Annotated in this window: 16 protein-coding genes and 2 pseudogenes; 7 read left to right on the top strand and 11 right to left on the bottom strand. The window is 51.4% G+C overall.

The genetic code is table 11. The features are described from left to right. Positions 1-27: 27 nt before the first annotated feature. From BPSY_RS12135 to BPSY_RS01540, 5 genes and pseudogenes are all read right to left on the bottom strand, one after another. Positions 28-291, bottom strand: a pseudogene (locus tag BPSY_RS12135) (IS30 family transposase); the annotation flags it as partial. Between the two features lie 81 nt (positions 292-372). Beyond that, positions 373-474 (bottom strand): annotated as a pseudogene (locus tag BPSY_RS12130) (helix-turn-helix domain-containing protein); the annotation flags it as partial. Positions 475-577: 103 nt separating this feature from the next. Further along, entirely contained in the window at positions 578-1,354 is a 777-nt protein-coding gene (locus BPSY_RS01550; RefSeq protein WP_238556771.1) for an IS3 family transposase, read from the bottom strand. 57 nt (positions 1,355-1,411) lie between these two features. After that, positions 1,412-1,849: a transposase gene (locus BPSY_RS01545; protein ID WP_081884072.1), complete on the bottom strand. Its 438-nt coding sequence runs from the start codon at positions 1,847-1,849 to the stop codon at positions 1,412-1,414. 703 nt (positions 1,850-2,552) lie between these two features. Further along, complete coding sequence (locus BPSY_RS01540) at positions 2,553-3,245, bottom strand: phosphatase PAP2 family protein (protein ID WP_033498203.1); 693 nt, start codon at positions 3,243-3,245, stop codon at positions 2,553-2,555. 153 nt (positions 3,246-3,398) lie between these two features. On the opposite strand from BPSY_RS01540, the gene BPSY_RS01535 reads away from it, so the two are divergent. Genes BPSY_RS01535 through BPSY_RS01515 form a run of 5 tightly spaced genes read left to right on the top strand, consistent with a single transcriptional unit; the run spans position 3,399 to position 7,342 of the window. Next, positions 3,399-4,049, top strand: coding sequence for a DedA family protein (locus tag BPSY_RS01535; protein WP_052118912.1), 651 nt, complete (start codon positions 3,399-3,401; stop codon positions 4,047-4,049). Between the two features lie 26 nt (positions 4,050-4,075). Beyond that, positions 4,076-4,807: a response regulator transcription factor gene (locus BPSY_RS01530; protein ID WP_051921429.1), complete on the top strand. Its 732-nt coding sequence runs from the start codon at positions 4,076-4,078 to the stop codon at positions 4,805-4,807. After that, positions 4,804-5,838: a sensor histidine kinase gene (locus tag BPSY_RS01525; RefSeq protein ID WP_033498206.1), complete on the top strand. Its 1,035-nt coding sequence runs from the start codon at positions 4,804-4,806 to the stop codon at positions 5,836-5,838. Before BPSY_RS01530 ends, BPSY_RS01525 begins: the two co-directional genes overlap by 4 nt. Continuing rightward, positions 5,835-6,539, top strand: a complete 705-nt coding sequence (locus BPSY_RS01520) for an ABC transporter ATP-binding protein (protein WP_033498211.1) — start codon at positions 5,835-5,837, stop codon at positions 6,537-6,539. The genes BPSY_RS01525 and BPSY_RS01520 overlap by 4 nt, the downstream gene beginning before the upstream one ends. Continuing rightward, complete coding sequence (locus BPSY_RS01515; protein WP_033498212.1) at positions 6,536-7,342, top strand: ABC transporter permease; 807 nt, start codon at positions 6,536-6,538, stop codon at positions 7,340-7,342. The genes BPSY_RS01520 and BPSY_RS01515 overlap by 4 nt, the downstream gene beginning before the upstream one ends. 847 nt (positions 7,343-8,189) lie before the next feature. On the opposite strand, the gene BPSY_RS01505 is transcribed toward BPSY_RS01515, so the two are convergent. From BPSY_RS01505 to BPSY_RS01495, 3 genes are read right to left on the bottom strand one after another with little or no spacing between them, the layout of a single operon-like run. Beyond that, positions 8,190-9,506 carry a ferric reductase-like transmembrane domain-containing protein gene (locus tag BPSY_RS01505; protein ID WP_033498215.1) on the bottom strand — a complete coding sequence of 439 codons (1,317 nt, stop codon included), beginning with the start codon at positions 9,504-9,506 and terminating at the stop codon, positions 8,190-8,192. Then, entirely contained in the window at positions 9,503-10,282 is a 780-nt protein-coding gene (locus BPSY_RS01500) for an FAD:protein FMN transferase (RefSeq protein WP_052118914.1), read from the bottom strand. Before BPSY_RS01500 ends, BPSY_RS01505 begins: the two co-directional genes overlap by 4 nt. After that, a complete protein-coding gene (locus BPSY_RS01495) occupies positions 10,279-10,773 on the bottom strand; it encodes an FMN-binding protein (protein WP_033498218.1) in 495 nt (164 codons plus the stop codon). Before BPSY_RS01495 ends, BPSY_RS01500 begins: the two co-directional genes overlap by 4 nt. A gap of 449 nt (positions 10,774-11,222) precedes the next feature. Here BPSY_RS01495 and BPSY_RS01490 point away from each other — a divergent pair, with 449 nt between their 5' ends. After that, a complete protein-coding gene (locus BPSY_RS01490) occupies positions 11,223-12,053 on the top strand; it encodes a VIT1/CCC1 transporter family protein (protein WP_202961755.1) in 831 nt (276 codons plus the stop codon). A 1,501-nt stretch (positions 12,054-13,554) separates the two neighbouring features. On the opposite strand, the gene BPSY_RS01485 is transcribed toward BPSY_RS01490, so the two are convergent. Together BPSY_RS01485 and BPSY_RS01480 are read right to left on the bottom strand one after the other, a co-directional pair. Beyond that, entirely contained in the window at positions 13,555-14,508 is a 954-nt protein-coding gene (locus tag BPSY_RS01485) for an aldo/keto reductase (RefSeq protein WP_033498220.1), read from the bottom strand. A 10-nt stretch (positions 14,509-14,518) separates the two neighbouring features. Then, positions 14,519-15,139 carry a TetR/AcrR family transcriptional regulator gene (locus BPSY_RS01480; protein ID WP_051921425.1) on the bottom strand — a complete coding sequence of 207 codons (621 nt, stop codon included), beginning with the start codon at positions 15,137-15,139 and terminating at the stop codon, positions 14,519-14,521. A 278-nt stretch (positions 15,140-15,417) separates the two neighbouring features. Between BPSY_RS01480 and BPSY_RS01475 the strand changes: the two genes are divergently transcribed. Next, on the top strand, positions 15,418-17,400 hold the full coding sequence (locus BPSY_RS01475) for a heavy metal translocating P-type ATPase (protein WP_052118915.1): 1,983 nt from the start codon (positions 15,418-15,420) through the stop codon (positions 17,398-17,400). 886 nt (positions 17,401-18,286) lie between these two features. On the opposite strand, the gene BPSY_RS01470 is transcribed toward BPSY_RS01475, so the two are convergent. Then, positions 18,287-18,576: transposase (locus tag BPSY_RS01470; protein ID WP_162178429.1), on the bottom strand; the 290-nt coding region annotated here is incomplete at its 5' end.

Here is an 18,576-nt window from a genome sequence, read left to right as displayed (position 1 = left end):
AATGTGAACAAAAACCAGTCCACTTCAGTCGAGATATTTCTCGGGGTAGATGCTCAGGTCGGTGCCTTTGGGAAAGTATTGGCGTAGTAGTCCGTTGGTGTTCTCGTTGGTGCCGCGCTGCCAGGGGCTGTGCAGGTCGGGAGAAGTAGACCTGCATGCCCAGGCTGGTGCTGATTGTGCGGTGCAGGGCGAGTTCGCCCCAGGTGTCAGGGTGTTGCGCAGGAGCTTGGGCAGGTGACGCATCTTGGCGATACTGGCGTGCTGCACGCTCTGGGCGTCATGGCGGTCGGGCTGGTCCATGTCATGACGATACCAGTCGACCCGGGGCCGTTCGTTCCTGTCAGTGCTTCTGGCTCGCCCCTTGCGCCAAGCTTTCCCAGTGCGTTTGGACACCCCGACCATGCGGGCAGCCTGGGTGAAGTTCATACCCTGATTCAACAGCTCAACATAGTGGGCGCGTCTTGCCTGGCACATCGCACGTCGGGGCGGATAGACCGAGCCCCGATACTCGTATTGCGACATCCATTCCTCCCAGAAAGACAGATGCCGCAACCACCACTAGAACCAAACCGATCTTTTAAGCCATTTGAAGTGGACTGGATTTTGTTAACATTGTTTTATTGGTTTTTGGGGTGATTGGTATCACTTGTGATTTATAGTAACGTGCTTCCACTTCGGCTGGTGTCAGGTAGTTCAGAGTTTCATGAAAACGTTTCTGGCTCCACCAGAACGCCCACTGGAAGGTGGCTTGTTCCAGTGCCTTCACGCGGTCGATGGGTCTGCCGCGATGGATCTGCTCGGTCTTGTACGCACTGTTGACAGTTTCCCCGAGGGCGTTGTCGTAGGAGTCACCCACGCTGCCGGTGGACGCGAGGATGTCATGCTCGTTAAGGTGCGAGCCGTAGAGAACACTGATGTACTGGGTGCCGTGATTCGAGTGATGCACGAGTCCAAGCGTATCACCGTGCCGGGCTGCCCAGCCGATGGACTGGTCCAACGTGAGCAGGGGCAGATCCTTGGTGGGCTGGCTCGCGCTCACGGCCCAGCCCACAATCCTTCTGGCGTAAGCGTCGGTCACGAACGCCACATAAGCGAAACTTCCATCGCTCAGATGCACGTAGGTGATATCGGCCACATGCAGACGACCGGGAGCGGCTGCGCTGAACCGGCGCTCCACTAGGTCCGGGCGCCCGCCCGTACTCCTCACGGACCGCGTGGGGATAGGGATCCGACCCCGACGTATGCCTTGAATCCCAAGGGAGAGTATGACATGCAGCACCTGGTCGCGCCCGATTCCACTCCAACCCTGACGGATCAGCTGACGATGCACTTTCCTGTACCCGTACACCGCCATGAACCGGTGCGCGTGCATGCCCGCCAATGCCACGCGCCAGTGTCTCGTGACGAGCCCTTACCGGTGGAGACGGTATGTGCCTTCGTCTGCCAGTACGCGCGAGACGTGATGAACCCGCCATCCAACGAGACCCTCAACGTCCAGCAGATTGGCCCGACCCCGAACCGTGCGCGATGACGGTCGATGTACGCTACCATCAACGCCGTGTAGGGTCGAGCCTTGAGGCGAAAAAACCGAGGCCGAGGAAAGTATCTCGTTGCTGTGACGTAGCTCCGCATTCTCCCAGCGCAGCCGTTTCAACTCCGCAGACTCGCCAGGACCGGCCGCACCGTTCGCATCGGCCTGTTCCTGCCAGCGGCGCAGCGACTGCGTGGCGACCCAGAGGCTCCTGGCCACACCCTGCAGCGCCTTCGTCTGCAACGAATAATTCTCCCACGACTCGGCCAACAATCTCACGGCCCGATCCTTGAACTCATCGCTAAATTGTATGCTCATAATCCCATCATTCCCTATCTAGGGGAAATCAGGAACAAAAACCAGTCCATATCACATTTGGCAGTGATCATGACTATTACTATGGCTTTGTTCTGGCAACAGGGAAAGCCACCGTCGCCTGGTTTCCTGATGCCAGTTCTTCCTCTCACAGGATTGGTCAGAACTCATACACGAGGAATCCAGAGCAATTCACCAGATGTTACCAATGAGGGCATCACCACGTTGGAAAACAGATTGGTCCACTCAAAAACAATGGAAGATGAAGAATAAAGAGAATATTGATACTAAGAAATATGAGATAGCCAGTTCTGAGTACGATGGTGAACCATTCCGAAAGATGGGTGGAAAAGAGCAGTGAGAACCACTGACGCCCGTAAGAAGCTGGCAGGCAGAAATAGCGCACTTGAGTAAAGTAAGGAGTCGAATCAGCCAAGATTCAGACCCAGATATCCCTGTTCTTAATGTCTGGTAAACAGCAGCCAGCGGATCCAACGGCTACATGTGGATTTGCATCGAACCTCATCATCCAGATTCGATTTAGAAGCGGGGGATGAAACATATCAAGAATGCATGTAGGTTATACGTAGTTAATTTGAATTCCGCTTTGGCTGGATACGATTATCACCGTATAATGTACTACTCTGTTAGTTTCACCTGAGATCTTAAGATAATTTTGTTGGTTGTGTCGTTTTATCCATCGATATTAATGCAGTGGACCTGCCATTATCTCTTGTTGTGTTATGACTCCCATGCTTGCTGCCAGCAGGGCGTTGAGAATCAGAGAAGCCACTACGTCGCTGGGATAGTGGACGCCCAATATCAGTCTGGAGACTGCGGTCATCACTGGAATGAGCATCAGAATCACCGATACGGCGAGCCTCAGAAAATATCTGTTCCCTCTTGACGATTCGCGGACATGACGCAACTGCATGATCAGAAACAGCAGCGCCACGCAGCTTATCGAAGCCGCGACATGTCCGCTTGGAAAGCTTGGATCGTTCTCCAGATTCCCGAGGGATGTTCCTGGACGGCTACGATTGACGATAACCTTTACCACGAGCGTCACCATCATTGGAGTGACGGCGATTATGGCACCCCTCAAAGGTTGGACCCAGCCACGCTGGGTCCAAACCAAATAGAGCAGAGAAAGTGAAACTATCAGTGCAGTCCCTGCGATCGAGAAAGCCTGTCCAAAGCCTGTTGAGATAGCCAGCAACAAATGTGGAGCTTTTTGGAATTGTTCAAGTATCTTCATCTCGTGATTCGTGATAGACTGACTTCTTTTCAATGCGTCTCCGATAGGAATGATGCAAATGAGAGCCAATGCTGTCACTAAGAGGAGCAGCCGCCTGGTCCAAGGCAGCCGAGACAACGACATGACGAAAGGATTATTCATGCGTTCAAGTGTTGCATTGAAATACCAAGAATTCTCCAAGAATCATTTCTGTACGTGTCTGCGCTGTCTGGCATTCAATTCTTAGCGTTTGCTTAGCTCCATACTGGGATTATGTGGGTGACAGTATGAAAGGTACTCAAGAAGGACTTGAACATGCTTTCTTTTCTTAGCCCGGCATTCGTTATTGCAGCAGCAGGGCCTTGGGCACTTGCAGCCTGCTCATTCATCATCTTCGCAGAATCCGGTCTGCTGATAGGATTTTTTCTTCCCGGAGATTCCCTAGTTTTCCTGCTTGGCATGGTTTCCGCGTCAATGACGCTGGCTGACTCACCCGTATCAGGAATGCCATTGTGGATCATCTGTCTCATAGTATCGGTGGCTGCCTTCATCGGAGACCAAGCCGGGTATGAGACCGGGAAGCACAGCGGAAACATTCGCCGGATTAAATCCTGGGTGCAGGGGAAAAATAGAAATCGCATCAAGCGAGCACAGCGCTTCTTCGATGATTACGGCAGCCGGGCGATCATCCTGGCGAGATTCGTGCCCATATTGAGAACCTTTGTTCCCTTCATCATAGGCATGACGCATTTCAATCATCGCCGTTTCATCATCGCGAACCTTGTCGGGGCAGTTATCTGGGGCGTTGCACTTCCAAGCATGGGGTATGCTCTTGGTCATATCCCGCTGATATCGAATCATATCGATATAGTGTGCTTGTGCATCGTGCTCATTTCGATTCTTCCATTGGCATTCAAGGCTTTTACGTCTTGGCCGTCAAGAAGTGAAGAAATCGAAACGAAGTAATACCGTCATCGGTGGAGGGCTGAAATATGAATGAACTTGATGATAGTCACAGCCGGTACGCATTGTCAGACCCGATCAAGCTGCTCCAACCCAGCCTTCTGCTCATTGAGGACGATCCGCAGATGGGAGGGATTCTCATGGAACTCCTTGAGGACGATTACCGTGCGCATTGGGTTACAACGGGAAAGGCAGCCATCCACGAGTTTGGCATGAATCCCTATGATGCAGTGATTGTCGATCGACGACTGCCTGATATGGATGGGTTGGATTTTGTGCGTTCGGCACGGAGGGAAGGCATCACCGTTCCCATGCTGATGCTCACCGCTCTTTCAAGTACGGAAGAGATCGTCTCAGGATTGGATGCAGGTGCCAATGATTATCTTTCCAAACCATTCCGTTTCGAGGAACTCAACGCACGCACACGATCATTGCTGCGCGGATATCAGGCACAGCAGCAGAGTCACGCGATTGGCGATTGGACATTCAAGGAGCACCGAGGGCTCATCGAGTCGCCGTCGGGAATAAACATCCAGTTATCTCCTGCGGAAGCTTCATTGCTGAAGGCGCTGTGCATCAATCCTGACCGGGTCTTCACAAGAAAAGAATTGCTCATGGCTGCTTTCAGCCGTGATGCTGGGGAGGGAACCATTGATACCTATGTTTCCTATATCAGACGGAAGACAGTCAAAGGATTGATCATGACAGTTCGAGGAAAGGGATATTGCCTCGGCAATCCCATGGAAAGCGACCCCATATGAGATTTAATAACGAATCAGATGCACAGGTCGAGCGCAAGACATCCGGGATGAAAGCCATACGATCAATCAGCATACGGATGATGCTGGCAATGAGTGCAATTGCGATTCTCGGAGCACTTCTGCTGGTCATTGGCGTCATTCTAGGTTCGCGACATGAACTCAGCGAACGCGGCTTCAGCCCCAACGACGTAACCTCGGGAGCTCTCTTCCACGGCAGCTTGATCATAGACTCCGAAAAGGCAATAATCTTCATCATTCTCTTTGTCGCTGGAATCATCATCACCACAGGGATGGTTGCATGGTTTCTATCCCGCGAAGAGATCAGGCCGTTGGATCAGGCCATACGGCTGCAACGTAACTTCGTAGCAGACGCGAGTCACGAATTGAAAACGCCACTTGCAATAATCAACGCTCGTAGCGAACTCATCGAGCGTCGCCTGCGACTCGGAAAACCCATCGATCCTCTGCTGAAGGAATTGACAAATGACGTGTCACGAATGGACATCATCATCAACGACCTATTGCTGGCGGCACGCGGCGCTACCAGCCCGCACGCAGTGAATCTATCCCAGGCAATCACACACGCCCTAGAGTCAATCGATGTGCTTGCTGAGCAGCGTGAGGTTGCGATCCATTTCGCATCACCCTCAGCCACCGTTCTCGTCTTGTGCGAAGAAACGGGAATCGAACGTTGTCTTGTCGCCGTGCTTGACAATGCAATCGTCCATTCACCGCATCACACGAACATAGAAGTGACACTGCATGCTGCACAAGACAAAGCAGTCGTGACGGTTCGGGACCAGGGAACGGGAATGGAAGGAAATCCCGAACAGTGGTTCGCGCGCTTTGCACGTTCCGATGTGGAATCCGAACACCAAGGGTATGGTCTGGGACTGGCCCTGACGCGCGATATCTTGTCCCGCTACCAAGGAACCATTCGTGTTCTTTCAACATCATCATCCGGAACGACGATGGAGATTACGCTGCGATTGACAGTCGATCCGACCGAATCGAAAGGAAACAACAAGTGAGCTACTTCTCGGCGCATGCCCTGTCGTGCGTGTTTAAACAGGATTCATCACAACAGAACGGGAAAACTCTGTTCTCCAACCTGTCTCTTCATCTTGAGCGAGGCGAGATCGTCGATCTCACGGGACCCTCTGGTTCGGGCAAATCACATGTGCTCATGGCATTGGCACTGCTTGACCCACATGCTTCAGCGAAGCTGACACTCGAGGGGAGAGACAGCAGCAGCTTCACACCCGAAAGCTGGAGGCGCAATGTCGTATATCTCCCCCAAAGGCCTGTGCTGACTTCTGATACCGTTCTTGATGCGGTGCTGCTTCCCTTCGGCTTTTCAATCAACAGGAACGCTAAAGGCTTGAGACCGCAAACGGCAAAGCCTGTTGCCAAGCAGATCAGAAATGGGTTGGACGAACTGGGGTTGGATGATGTGGAGCTTGTCCGCAACCCCGCAATGCTATCCGTTGGGCAGCAGGCACGGGTGTGTCTGCTGCGCAGCCTGATGCTCCAGCCGAAAGTCCTGCTCAGTGACGAGGTGGATGCGGGGTTAGATCCAGATAGTTCCGACAAGGTCGGCGCCATGCTGCAAAACGCGGCAACTCACATGGGAATGGCGGTGTTGCGAGTCCGGCACAGAAATTCAGATGGACGGGCCTCCAGGATTCTTAGCCTCGCACATGGCAGGCTGTCACGACAGGAGATGGAATGATTATCGCTTCGCATACTGCAGGCGCCGTGTATGACATCAACATATTCGGACTCTCCGTGACTTTTCTGCTGGTTGCCCTGGCTGCCATCCTGACCGTCGTCATGAGACTGGGAATGGCGAAATCCATGATCTGGTCGACCCTGCGCTCACTACTGCAGCTACTGGCCATGGGCTACATCATCAAATACGTCATCGAAGCCAACAACCCGTGGATTGTCCTGGCACTGATGGTTTTCATGGTCATCGCCGCCGTGCAGATCACGCTCACCCGTGCAGATGGAATTCCGCGAGGCCTGGTGATGCCAGTGCTACTGACCTTGATGGTGAGTGTGCTCATCGTCGACAGCGTCGTCAGCGAACTCATCATCGCGCCATCGCCATGGTACGCCCCTCAGATTCTGATTCCTGTGACCGGCATGATGCTTGGCAATCTCGTCGCCGCAATCGCCGTTGCTATGAGCCGATTCTTCTCCGATATGAAAGCCCGGGAATATGAGGTTGAGGTCTACCTCAGCATGGGTGCGACCCCCTTCGAGGCAGCGAAACCATCAATCATCGCCTCGGCGAAACTGGGCCTCATCCCTACGATCGCACAGCTTGCTTCAAGCGGCATCGTACTCATACCGGGAATGATGGCGGGCCAGATCATGGCAGGAGGAGATCCACTCGAAGCGGCAAAATACCAGTTCGTCGTCCTTGCCGCACTCAGCTCGATCACCATAATCGGAGACACCCTGATCATGATACTGATATACAGACGCTGCTTCACCGAACTTGACCAGTTCGAGCCACACACGGTCTAAACAGTCAATCCTGCCCCCAAACCAACATTATGCCGGAACAATGTCAACGGCCAAGTTGCAAGCCGCGTCGAGGACCTCGATCAATTCTCCAAGAATCCCTAAAGCAATAAATACTCATCAATCTTTGACTGAGCGCCCCTCCTCTCCAATAATGGAACATGCTGAGCTCAATGCATCTAAGATCAGGGTTGAACATCTCGATCAGGATGAAATTGACAAATCAGTCAACAACCATATGACCATTAAAAATTGGCTAAAACCATTCTTAAACAATATTGATATGCTAAGGAGATTGCCCATAAAGTATCACCGAACATTCGCCGTGATTAATAATGGTCAAGCATTGTTTATGAATGATACCGTTTCGAAACATTTATAACGCAACTTCGATGCCGAGAACAATACCGCTCGTGCACTACATAAGTTTCGACTATCGTACATTCTGGACGTTTTCTTAATCTGATAGCAATAGACGCCGCTAATTAGTTATTGAAAGTACTTCCAATTCTGTTCAGTATCGGCAGCAACAAGCCGCCGCCCTGTATATGGGTCAACATCCGCTGTGTTCCAGATCCACGATGTGCTGCGCATATTTTCTAATCACGTTGAAAATCCATGAACTGCATCAAAGATGTAACAACAAGGTGTACATCGTGATATCCCAGCGGTGGTGTCTGAATTCAATCCCTGCACGGCAATATCAGTGTGCGACCTAGTAAAATATCGGCAGATTTTTCAAGCTGCTAGAATGCTTGTAGTTTGAATTGTGGCTTCCTTGCATAAGGACAGTTACAACATCAGAGGGCGTATGTCTGAAAAATGACCAGTCTTTGGTCTGTCGCTTCTTTTACCAGGAGAAGGGTTCGGCGTATATGTCATCTGCCGAAATGCCCTGGGAACACAAATACTTGGACCACATACGCTGCATGGGCATAGGGCCGGCTATGAGATAGATCGCGTGTCGGACAATCACCTCATTCCTTATTCGCGATGGCGGTATCCGATGCTCGGAGATGATTGAACGCATGTGACTCGTCTCGGCCCAGTATCGCAGATAACTGGTATACGGCAGCATCTGACCTCGCCTGGCCGTGTACACGAAGGTCGAAACACGCGGCCCATAGTGCTCAAGCACAGCAATCAGTGGCGTGATGCCAATACCACCCGCAATAATAATCATGGGGGCATTGTGTGCATGCTCTTCAACGAAGCGTCGGTAGCGCCCGTATGGCGGCAACATGCCAACAACCGTTCCTGGTGGCAACGCACCCAATCGACGTGTGAAATCGCCATCTTCACGAATAGCAAAAAATAGTGTCACTGCATTGGGAAGATTGCGTCTTGCCACCCCATGGTTCCGGTGATCGAGCGGTGCGTTCACTATCGAGAACGGATGGTATTCCCGCAAGCCGTCACTATCGGGAAAACGGATGAATGCGAAGTCTCCGGCTTCCCAATCCATACCATGCTGACGTGGAATCGCAACTGCTATTTCATGAACCTTGTGAGCTATCATGCGAGTTCCAGTGATCCGTCCCGTTATGGAAATGAAATGAAGACGCATTTTTTCAAGAACATATAGTGTGAATACCAGTATGGTAACAGTATCGAACACTGCCATGAAAATTCGTTGTGATGCTATGTAGTTGATGAGCTGAACGTGGATGAACACGAGGACTACGGCTATGAGATTAAGCCGGTGAAGCCATACTGAAAGTTCATGCCTTGCGAGGTGTTCGAGCCAATGTTTCAACAGTTCGAGCCACCGTAAGCGTGAAGTAAGCCAACCTGCCATGAACACGCATGACCAGACTGCAAGTGCGATGAACAGTATAAGTGCCCAATCGCCAGTTCTCTTGATCCACCCCGACGAAGGGGAAAGTTGGCGATGCAGGACTGCGAGGGTAATCGCCATAAGTCCCATCACCCCATGAACCACATATACATGTGGTAACCCGACACTTCTGTCCACCCATCGAGGACGAGTGCCAAGATACATGGCGGCAAGCATCCATGAGTATGCAATGACACCAAGTTGGATGCCGACCATATTGTGTAAATACAACGTTGGCAAGGTCGTCGAAAGCATCAGCACCATGGGCGCGGGCACAATAAACAGTAGGATCATCCATGTTAGGAGTATGCGTGTCGATAGGTGTTTCATCGCCAGAACTCCTTATCATGACTGGATATTGACGATGCGTCTACGAGCGTGCCATGTGAATAATTTTGATACTGTCCTGAATCAGTGACGAGAAAGGCCGTAAGCGTATGCTCCGCTATGAGATGGGGGATGTCGTCACGAGAGGCTGCAAACAGGGCGGTGGTCCAAACGTCGGCATCGACCAATGAATCGGCAATGACCGTCGACTGTACGATGTCATGAAGTGCACGTTTGATATGTTCGCCTCGTTTGCTGCTTCCTGATGTGGCGACAGCTCCAGAACGCAGTGGGAATGCTGCCACATAGTGGTGGGTGTCACATGGATTCTCAATGCCTACTGTCCAGGCAGTCTGAAATGCATTGGCGGAAACGATCATGTCTCCTCCCGCATTGATGGCCGCGGCCGTGACCTGACCAGTACGCAACAAAGGCTCCAGAACCTGATTGAACGCAGTTTCAACGATCCATCCCTTCACCACTCCAGTAGGGTCATACACGCCTGAGTAGAATGGGTCGAAAAGTCCATCTGTTTCAACCTGTGCCAAAAGAGTCTTGAGATACACTTCTTGAAAATCCTCGTCTGACAGCACGTCATGGTCACCATGTTGGAAGCGGCTTACCATAGAGTTTGCCTTGAACGGGGAGAAGCGTCGATCTGCATCGATCAGAAGGCCGTGGATGGTCTTGACCGTCTTCTCAATTTTGAGATCTTTCGATATGGAATTAACCATAATGGTAAAGGGAAGGTTCATCACATTAAGAACGTACGTGTTCATTTTGAACCCTGGGCCTGATTGATGGCATCCTGCAGCGATCCGGTGAATCCATTGAAGGTTTCGGTTGCGCCAGAAACGAGTTGAATTTGAGCGCTCTGCGCTGCCAAGGCTTCTTTGACATACACTGGAATGGCTTGCTCGTTGATGGACTGGGATGTCGGATCCTGCGGATATTCCAAGACTTTGACATTGGTTACCTTCCCACCAGATACTGTCAAATCCACTTGGAAATCACCTCTATTGGTAGAGACAACCGTTCCCGAATATGTTCCATCCTTCAGACTCGAGGATACCGATGAACTTGAAGAGGGGGTCGAGCTGCTTGGTGAGCTATTCTCACCGCTTGAACTGCCTGCCTGCGTGGCAGTTTGCCCTGCGGCTTGCGTTGAAGTCAAAGACGCATCTGCATATCGCATGCGTAACTCTGGTACGACAAATATCGCCGCTACATCAACTGAAAGCGCCAACAACGATACTGCGGTTATTGCCATCTTACCTTGTCTTTTCATTGCATCCACTTTCTGCCATTGATACTCCGGTCCCGACCACTGCGAAAGTCATTCTCATCCGTGAGCGATCCGTATCGTGTACATCACATCATCCGCTGAGAGTATTCTGATTCGCTGACTTTCATGTTTCATGGGTGGTTTCTTAGCAGTGCCATCGGATTCCATGAACATCTTCTATATGTCACCGAGCAACAAACTACATGTTTCATACTCAGAAAAATCTAAGAATCAGGATGCTTGAGGCTGCAACTTACAGATTTAAGCGTCTTGACTCAATGTCATCCGCAGCCTGGCCCCGGACACTCTTTGCAATATGTCCGACACTAACCAAACGACACGAATGATGAATACGATGTTTTTAGTAGTGCAGGCGAAAACGTAGAAGACAAGACAGCGCAACCGCAGCTGTTCCATGATTGAATGGTGAACCCATGGATGACCATAAGGAAAATGCCGTCGATAAAGACGTTACGGAATCATTCCCGATTCCTGATAAGGATTACGGTGGGTGGATAAGTCAGCAACAGCCAAACAAGATGAGTGGCAAAACCGCTCTCTCTCACCCAGGTGAGTTGCATGATACCAGGGGTGCATCCAGCAAGTTGAATTGGCTTCGTGCCGGCGTCCTTGGCGCCAACGACGGCATCGTGTCCGTCGCCGGCACGATCATAGGCGTGGCCGGAGCAGACAGCAATCCCCGTTCGCTGCTCGTCGCAGGCCTTGCAGCCCTTGCGGCAGGCTCCTTCTCCATGGCCGGAGGAGAGTATGTATCCGTGAGCGCACAGCGTGATACAGAACGCGCACTCCTCGATAAGGAGCGCTGGGAGTTGGAAAACCTTCCAGATGAAGAACTTGACGAGCTGGCTCACATATATGAGGCTAAGGGCATCTCCGCCAACACATCCAGACGAGCGGCATTCGAAGCAATGCAATATGATGCCTTGCGTGCCCATGCTACCGACGAGTTAGGCATAAATCCGGATGAGCTGACGAGTCCCTGGCAGGCCGCATACTCATCTTTCCTGTCATTCGTCAGTGGCGGAATCATTCCCATGCTGTTTTCATTGATCCCGGTTTCTTTCCCGTTGAGGGTTTTCCTCATAGTGCTTTCCGTTGCCATAGCTCTTCTCATTACGGGTAGCATTTCAGCAAGAATTGGCGGGGCAGCACTAGGAAAGGCCATATTGCGCAACGTCCTCATGGGGCTATCGACTATGCTGTTCGCATGGCTGATTGGCATGGCATTCGGCATCCACGGATAAACAGCATTCATGAATGAATACCTGCATGATCGGACTACCTCAGCGTTTGAGGAAACAAGATATTTGAATGGGCTAGACGGCAGAGAATTCCACTCATTCGACCTGCAATATGTTCTCGACATAGCAGACATTAATGGTGAACCAGTTGCAGGGATTCAAAGACACTGCACGCGCATTCATTCCCGTCCCGTTTCCAGACCATATCAGGTCCCGCCGCGATGGCGCAGAATGCCTTGCTGTGCTCCTTACCCTTCCCCGCAAGCGTGAGAACTTGAATTATCCTACTGTATAAACACCTGACACATGCGAAGCACGACATTCGATTGGAACAGAACGCATCCAAGAAAAAGAAAAATATCGCATGACCCCTTCCAGCGGTGTTCTCAACCACTACTTCTCACTGTCAAACACCGCAGGCCAGGACGAGAGGGATTTCACGGAACCGGTACAGCTCTTTGCCCCAGATGCATCCTTCACCTCCGGACGAGGCGAAAGATCGACGGGAATCGACAAGACTTAAGATTTCTTCGACACCTACTTCGCCCGTAACGCAGAACTTCACCGTGTCTGGAGCATTCACCACGTCAAGTCAGCGCAATACGCCATTGAATGTGCGGTTGCAGGACGCAGCACAACAGGAAGACTCTTCGCCATCACAGGAGCAGACGCTGCGCTCCGCAACGACGACAGAAAAATCACATCGCTACATGTCAAATGTCCACTGACACTGCAAACACAATGGTCGCTGTCCGTAATCCAGTCCACCCAGGCACGTTCCTCTTACTATTACTATCTTTTGTATCCTGCGCCCGTGGCGAGACCCGACAGGAGCCATTGATTGCCAGGATTTTCTTAAGAAGCCCGAATGGGTGCTGGCATCGGCATATACACATGTGTCTGTTTGGCGAGTTCGGCCAGAGAGTGGCAGCCAAGACAGTGCTCAGGATTGTGCGCAGGTTTGGCCTGAAATGCCAATCTGACGGGCGAATCAGTGGAGGAACTATTCCTCCTTTCGGGGAGATTCGGGAAAATCCGTACCCAACCTGTTGAAACGGGACTCCCGCTCCACGATCCCTTTCTAGAAGATCGGCGAAATGGCCACCTGCACTGCGGTATTCACTGCACCATCTCACTAGCAGGCTTCCGTTCGAAAGACCATATTTCACGACCACTAGGACAGGGTCCTCCCACGGCCAACTTGATAGCGACAGGCCGAAAGCTTCGTCTTCGATCCATGCGATCATTCTCCGCTCATCGCCAGTTCTTCCATGCCATGGGTGCGATACGTCAAAATCAACTGTCACGCTACATCCTCGGAAATCTCAAGCTCTTAAGCAGTCGAACGTCTCCCCTATACCTTGACGATCAAGCTAAAAGCTGTCAACTTAAAGTCATAATCTTCTTTTCTTACACGATTCACAGGCATGAAAATCGCACTCCACTCATTGAATTGAATATTCCAATTCAACAATGGGGTACGGTTCACCGGAGCGAGCGGATTTCAAGGCACCCGATGACCTGCTGCCTTGTACAGATCCCACCAGTCCTGACGTTCGAGCTGAACGGTATCACCGTCGATCATCTGTGACAGCCGTTGCGGGTTCATCGATCCGAGGATGATCTGTATGTTTGCAGGGTGATACAGTACCCATGCCGTAGCGATTGCATTCAGTGTGGTGTTGTGTTTCTGTGCCTGTCGGTCAAGCTCATTGTTCAGTTCCGGGAAATGCGGATTTCCAATGAACGCGCCGTACTGGGTGTCGGATTGAAAGGGACTCCACGCCTGAATGGTGATGTTGCGTAGTCGTGAATATGGCAGGATGCCACCCTCGCGGCTGATTGCATCGTCGTCAGACATGTTCACGTGTATCCCGGCATCAATGATTGGCGTGTGCATCAGCCCAAACTGCAACTGGTCTACTTGAATATGGGTCTTCAAGGAAGACTGCAGATACTCGATCTGCCAGGGGTCCATGTTGCTCACGCCGACATGACGCACTTTGCCGGAGCTGATCAGTGTATCAATGACATTGGCGAACTCATCTGCGTCAACGAGTGGATCTGGGCGGTGCATGAGCACGCTGTCGACATAGTCGGTTCCCAATGCGACGAGTTCTCCATCCAGCGATTCCGTTAGATTCTTAACGGACGAGTCGTAGCGGCGGGCACTGCCATTGGAATAATCGATCAGTATGCCAAATTTCGTTTGAATGAAGACATCTGATCGCTCCACGCCGGTGTCTTTCAGTGCAGTTCCGAACACCTCAGAACTCGCATGGGCGTGACCCGCGCCGAATCCATAGATGTCGGCCGTATCGAAGAAATTCACGCCGCGCTTCAGCACGGTGTTCAGAACGTTCGCGGCATCGTATTTATTCAGTACGTCCATGCGCATCACGCCAAGAGCAATACGTGACGCGGCCATGTCGGCGGTTCCTATAGGTATGTTTTTCACTCAATATTCCTCATTTCTTGTGGATGCTGGTATGTTCGCCTGCAGTGATTTCCGCTGGCAGAAGCGTGCAAAGATATGAATTCAATGTGATGGGTGATTCCTTGAAATCATGGGAAGCCCACCAATCCACAGCAGTGGTGAAGCATCCTACGATGTGGTTGATGAGAAAGTCCTCGGGAACCTCATCACATAGATAGCAGTGCTGGTCGGCTCGAAGTTCGTCTTTCACCAGAGCATGCAGGTAGGGTTTAATCTTCTTGAGAAACAGTCCCGAACTGGTGCCTGTAAGCAATCCGCGAAGTCTGGCGTTGTCTTCACGAAGATGAAAAAGCAGGTGTGTGAGTGCGGGCATCAGTTCGCCGGGACGCTGCTCAAATCCATGATCCTGCAAGGTACTAGGTCGTGGCGAAGCGACATGGTGAAACATGTCGACGCACAGGTCGTCAAGCAGATCCTCCTTTGACTGGTAATGGTCATAGAAGGTGCTGCGGCCTATGTTCGCTTCGCGGATGATCTGCTGCACGGTGATATCAGAGTAGTTTTCCACTGCGAACAGCCCGGCGAAGGCATCGAAGATCGCCTGCTGTGTCCGTTGCCGACGCCTGTCCGGATCAAGTACGGTTCTTAACATGCTTCCCACCTTTATGCTCCCTGCATAGGGAGTTCCCCAGTTTGCACGACCGCATTTCCTGCAACCGTGCTTTCATCCCATACAACTACGCAGAAGTGTCCGATATCGAACAAACACACCACATTGTTTGTTGCGATCGCATAACCACACAATTAACAATTCAGTATAGAACAACCCATCCGGTAGTGAACACTCGCAATACAATTAATGAATTACTGAAGGCATGCGTAATGAACAACAATCGACGAGATGCACCGACACTTGCAGAACATGACCATATGACTTTGACAGACCTTCTCCTCCATGCAGGTGGATTGATTGCCCGTTACCCGGCTATGGCGGTAACTGCATTCGTCGGTGTGTGCAGTGCGGGGTTGTGGAATCCGGGCACACCTTGGCATCAGGGAGCGGTGTGGCTGATTGTGGCTCTAGTCGTCTATACAGCGATCGATACGATTCACGAGATGATCGTTGCTTTCAGAAAGGGCAGAGTTGGAGTCGATCTTCTTGCGTTGCTCTCTATCGCATCAACGGCAATGGTGGGAGAATACTGGGCTGCTTGGCTAGTATGCCTGATGATTCGTACCGGTGAGATGATCGAGATATATGCGCAGCGACGCGCACAGGAAAGCCTAACTGCCTTGGTCGATGCAGCACCCGCAACGGCAAACGTTGTCACGAGAACAGGGAATGATCTGCTGTCTTCTCCCTGGCAAGTGCGACAGATAGACCAGGTGAAGGTGGGCGATGTCCTCATCGTCCGACCTGGTGAAACAGTTCCTTCCGATGGTGAGCTTCTCAGCGATCGGGCCACCCTTGACATGTCCGCAATCAACGGGGAATCGATGCCTGTGCATGTCGGAAAGGCTGGGCACGTGCTTTCGGGATCCATCAACGGAGAGATGGCGCTTGCCATGCGCGTTGCGACTCCTCCAAACGAATCGCAGTACCAACGCATCCTTGACCTCGTGAAAACGGCAAGGGAGTCGCGCGCGCCAATAGTTCGAACAGCCGACACCCTTGCGATTCCATTCACGATTCTGTCACTGATCCTGGCAGGCGCGGCATGGGCTTTGACCGGCAATCCGGTCAGATTCCCACAAGTGCTTGTGCTGGCGACACCATGCCCATTGCTTATCGCGGCACCCGTTGCATATATGGGAGGAACCGGACGTTTGGCCCGGTCCTCCATCATTATCAAACGGCAGGAAATCCTGGAAGTGCTTGGGAAGGTGACCCACATCTTCTTTGATAAAACTGGAACCCTTACAAGCAAACAACCCCAGGTGACAAGGGTTGAACTGGCCGAGGGGTTTGAGCATACAGATTCGACATGGATACTTTGTGCTGCAGGGGCGTTGGAAAGCAATTCGGTGCATATTCTGGCCAAAGGCATTGTCTCGGCTGCCGAACGAACAGGGAAGGAGACATTGCTTGCAACGGATATTCGTGAGCAGCCAGGCCAAGGTGTACAGGGGGTTGTAGACGGAAAAACCGTTTGCGTTGGCAGAGCTGAATTCGTTGTGGGAAATGGCTTGTCGCTGCCAGGCAAATCAGATGAATGGAGCCAACAGAGCCGGAGTCAATGGAACAAGTGGGACAAAGCTGCATTGAATGAGATGGCTGCATATGTTTCCATCGATGGCACGCCTGCCGCGAGGATTATTCTGCGTGATGTACCGAGACCGGCTGCCCGAGCATCCATCGAGAGATTGCGCGTGCTGGGCATCCACAAGATAACGATGCTTACAGGCGACCATATGGATTCGGCACAGATCGTGGCCAAGGAGGTTGGCATCCAGGATGTGCGTGCGTCCCTGCTACCGGAGGATAAATTCGCTGCGGTTCATGCAAACCGTGCCGAACAATCGGAAACTGATGTAAAACATCATGCCGAGATAACGATGATGGTTGGTGACGGTGTCAACGATGCACCCGTACTTGCTGCTGCGAATGTAGGCATCGCCATGACTGACGGGTCATCCACGGCGGCATCGCAATCCTCCCAGGTGGTCATCATGAACGATGACATTGGCGGAGTGCCTTCGGCTGTTGAGATTGCCCGCATGACGCGTAAGATCATGTTACAGGCGGTTGTAGGAGGACTGGTTGTTGCAACAGCGTGTATGGTTCTTGCAGCATTCGGGCTTATTTCCGTTGTCCTTGGAGCGCTTATCCAGGAAGGCATCGATGCAGCCAGCATCCTATGGTCACTGCGCACCGCATTCATCTCACAAAAGACTCTCCAAGTAGTGCGCTGAGCTCCTAGCTACCGAAGTGACAAGTGTGCGAGGGGATTCCTCTCTTAGACTCTTCACGACCAGAAATATAACACTTGTTACTTTATGACAGCATGGGGAATGTCGCTTGATATAAGAATACAGCAAGTGATATATGTCATGATTTGATGCAGTGCGCGCCAACGCGAAAATACGAACGGTCAAATTGCAGCGTAGTCGCTTCAGAAGAAATCGATAGATTGATAACTGAAACAGATATGACGAATACCCATATTGCCGAGTTTATGAATGACTCAATCAGCTACAACAGAGTGCGAGATATCAGGAAAATGTTGACAGCTCCCGTTTGTCTAACCGAATTCTTAAATATTTGCAATGTTTGCAAGGCTGACCCAGTTCAGGTGCTTGAAGAAATAAATAGGGGAAGTCTCCCAACGTGGAAGGGAAGAGGTCATGTCTGGTAAAGATGAAATTTATCGTGCTTTTCATAACCAATTCTTCGTGTTAATGGCACGCTACATGCCCGTGTAATCCCATGCGGTAGTAGGGTTGAACTGGTGACTCGTATAGTTCCTTCATTAAGATAACACAAATTGAGCACACGAGATGATGCCAGCAAGAGTTTTTCTGATGCTGTCATGAGGAACTGACACACCCCCTACCTCGCCGAGCTGTTTCAGCTCGACCACGTCTTGACCTTGCAGCACGAATACGTAGTTAGTGACTGACAGTGACTGGTTTTCTTACGCGAATTTGTTGAGGATCTTTGGAGGAAGTTGAGCATGGCTTGTCACTTGTATACGATTTCAGTCGCTAAAAAACATTAACCGCTCTAGAAAGGCGGGTAACAGAAACATGTCCGATAAAATAATATAGGCCTTTCGCTGTTTGGTGTGGGTGGGGCTGGTTATATGGTGACGGTGGCTAGGTCGAGCTTGCCGCAGGTCAGGTAGATCATCGTGGAGAAGTAGTCCATGTTGCGGAAGCCGCGGGCTCGGGTTTTGATGTGTTGGATGATGCCGTTCAATCCCTCGAGGATCGCGTTGGTGCACCGGTGGTCGAAATACGTGAGGATGTCCTGCCAGTGACGACGGATCCGGCGGGCGAGGGTTTTCATGGGTTCCAGACGGGAGTGCATCATCCACGAGCACAATGTCTGGAACCCGGCTTTGAAGTGGACTGGTTTTTGTTCACGCT

Source organism: Bifidobacterium psychraerophilum, assembly GCF_000741705.1.
GTDB classification, from domain to species: Bacteria; Actinomycetota; Actinomycetes; order Actinomycetales; family Bifidobacteriaceae; genus Bombiscardovia; species Bombiscardovia psychraerophila.
Note: the sequence above shows the minus strand (reverse complement) of the source record. Positions and strands in the feature narration are given on the sequence as shown.